Raw genomic sequence first — 2,069 nt, 5'->3', positions numbered from 1 at the left:
GGATTAATTACCAACACGTTTTGTCCTATAACCCCCCTTTTTGCTTTCCCCCCCATTCCAAAATAAAAAGCCCGTGCTTTTGCACGGGTCTTTTATTTTGGAAAATACAGAGATCATCCAACAATATTCAGAGCGTATTCATAGTACTCTTTTTCGAGAGCTTCACCCTTTTTGGAAATTTCAATCTGGAGATCGGAAGCTGTATCATAATCCCCTGCTTCAAGTGCTTCCTTAAGAAGCGTGCAGAGGCACTTTCCGCTCTTGGTGTCCTTGATCAAGGCAAAACGTTTTTCGCTGATATCATCCCAGCGTTCTTCATCCAGATCATCCTCGCTCTGCAGTTTTTTGAAACCCTTGACGAGCATTTCAGTGGTCGGGATGATCCGGTCGATCAGTTCATTCTTCCAGCGGTATACGATCGATGCCAGGAAGGAATCGACAATTGTCTTGTTGAGGCTGCCGCCTGCAGTAATGACAGCAGTCTTGCCGGCATTCGCTCTCATGGTCTTTACATTTTCCCAGACAGTAGCCGGCGGCTTTCCAAATGCTGCATCCCTTTCTTCCTGCGTAAAGTCTTCAAATACGTTTTCTTCGCAGCGGTATGCTCTTCCCTTTTCAAGGTAATCGGCATCATCCTCCGGCTTCTTGGACAGTTCTGCCAAGAGTTCAGCCGGCGTCTTTCCAGAATGCACTGCATAGAGAATGCCGTCAAGGGAGGTCAGGAAGAGGCAGGATGCTGCCAGGTATGTGTTTGTAAACGGATTCGGTGCACGGAGTTCAAAACGTGTAGCCTTCGGATTGTCGATATCCCTGACAAGGCCGATCAGGATGGTTCTGTTTCTGGAAGGAACTTCCGGCGCGTGTCCAAGAGATGTAACAATGCAGACCGGCGCTTCAAAACCTGGTTTCAGGCGGTTGAAGGCATCTGTTGTAGAAGAAACGAACGGATTTGTTGCTTCATAGTTCTTAAGGATGCCCATGATGAATCCATAGCCGATGGTAGAGAGGAAATCTGCCTTCATATCAGACGGAGCCAGAAGATTGATCGTCTTTCCGTTCTTCAGTTTGGCACAGATTCCGACATGGGTATGTTCACCGCTTCCGGCTACCCCGATGATCGGCTTTGCCTTGAAGGAAACGTCAAGGCCGTGCTTGCGGAACACTTCACGGACAACAATTCTTGCTTCCAGTTCATTATCCGCAGCCTGCAGCGGGTTGGAGGAGAAGAGCCAGTCAAGTTCGAGCTGTTCACAGACATCGGTCGTTTTGCCGGAATCATCGACTTTCGGCTTTATGCCGCCGACTTCCTTATGGCCCATTTCCACATGCATGCCGCGTGCATCGAGTTCTTCAATGGTTTCTTCCATGGCAGTGCGTACATTGCCTCTCATGCGCTGCCAGTACTGTTCCTGCAGCCGCTGGGAAATGGAAAGGTGCTGGATCGTTTCATTTTCGCTTGGCGTCTTGACCCAGAATTCAAGTTCAGTGCCAATGGTGAAACCGATATCCTCAATATCAGCAAAAGGAACATCTTCCATGCCCCTGACGGTTTTGCCGGAAGCAAGAAGCTTCTTCAGTTCAGAAGCGACATACTTGCAGGAATCTCTCAAAATGGAACGGGAATCAATGAATTTGCCGTTATGCAGAAGGAAGCACGGAATGCGGAGCGTTCCAACCGGGCGTCCGTTCGTATACAGATTTTCTTCATTGTAATCGACATACCAGTTTACGCCTGCATCAGCGACCATATCCACCCTTGCATCATTCAGTGTTGCAATGTCCATCAGGACAACAGAAGAGCCATCGGTCTGCACAGCCTTGCCTTCAAAGAAATCGTCGTAGTCTTTCATGAAAATCTCAATCGGAATCTTTTCATCGGTGTCATTGCCGGCAAGATCGATACCGACAAGGGAAACAAAGCGGATTTCAGGATGTGTCCTTAAAAGGGAAAGCACGCCTTCCTTGCCAAATTCGCCAGACGGGATGTAGTACAGTAATTCCTTATTCATAATTTTTTCCTCCAGATCAATAAAAATTTGGGTTATAGGACAAAACGTGTTGGTAAAAAT

1 protein-coding gene is annotated in these 2,069 nt (G+C 47.7%); it reads right to left on the bottom strand.

The features are described 5' to 3' along the window. Window positions 1–113: 113 nt before the first annotated feature. Window positions 114–2,009, bottom strand: a complete 1,896-nt coding sequence (locus tag M3200_RS00300) for a type I glutamate--ammonia ligase (RefSeq protein WP_022381543.1) — start codon at window positions 2,007–2,009, stop codon at window positions 114–116. Window positions 2,010–2,069: the final 60 nt, after the last annotated feature.

The organism is Dialister sp. CAG:357, from assembly GCF_000435155.1.
GTDB lineage: Bacteria > Bacillota > Negativicutes > Veillonellales > Dialisteraceae > Dialister > Dialister hominis.
The sequence above is the reverse complement of the archived record's forward strand: the minus strand, read 5'-3'. Positions and strand labels throughout refer to the sequence as shown.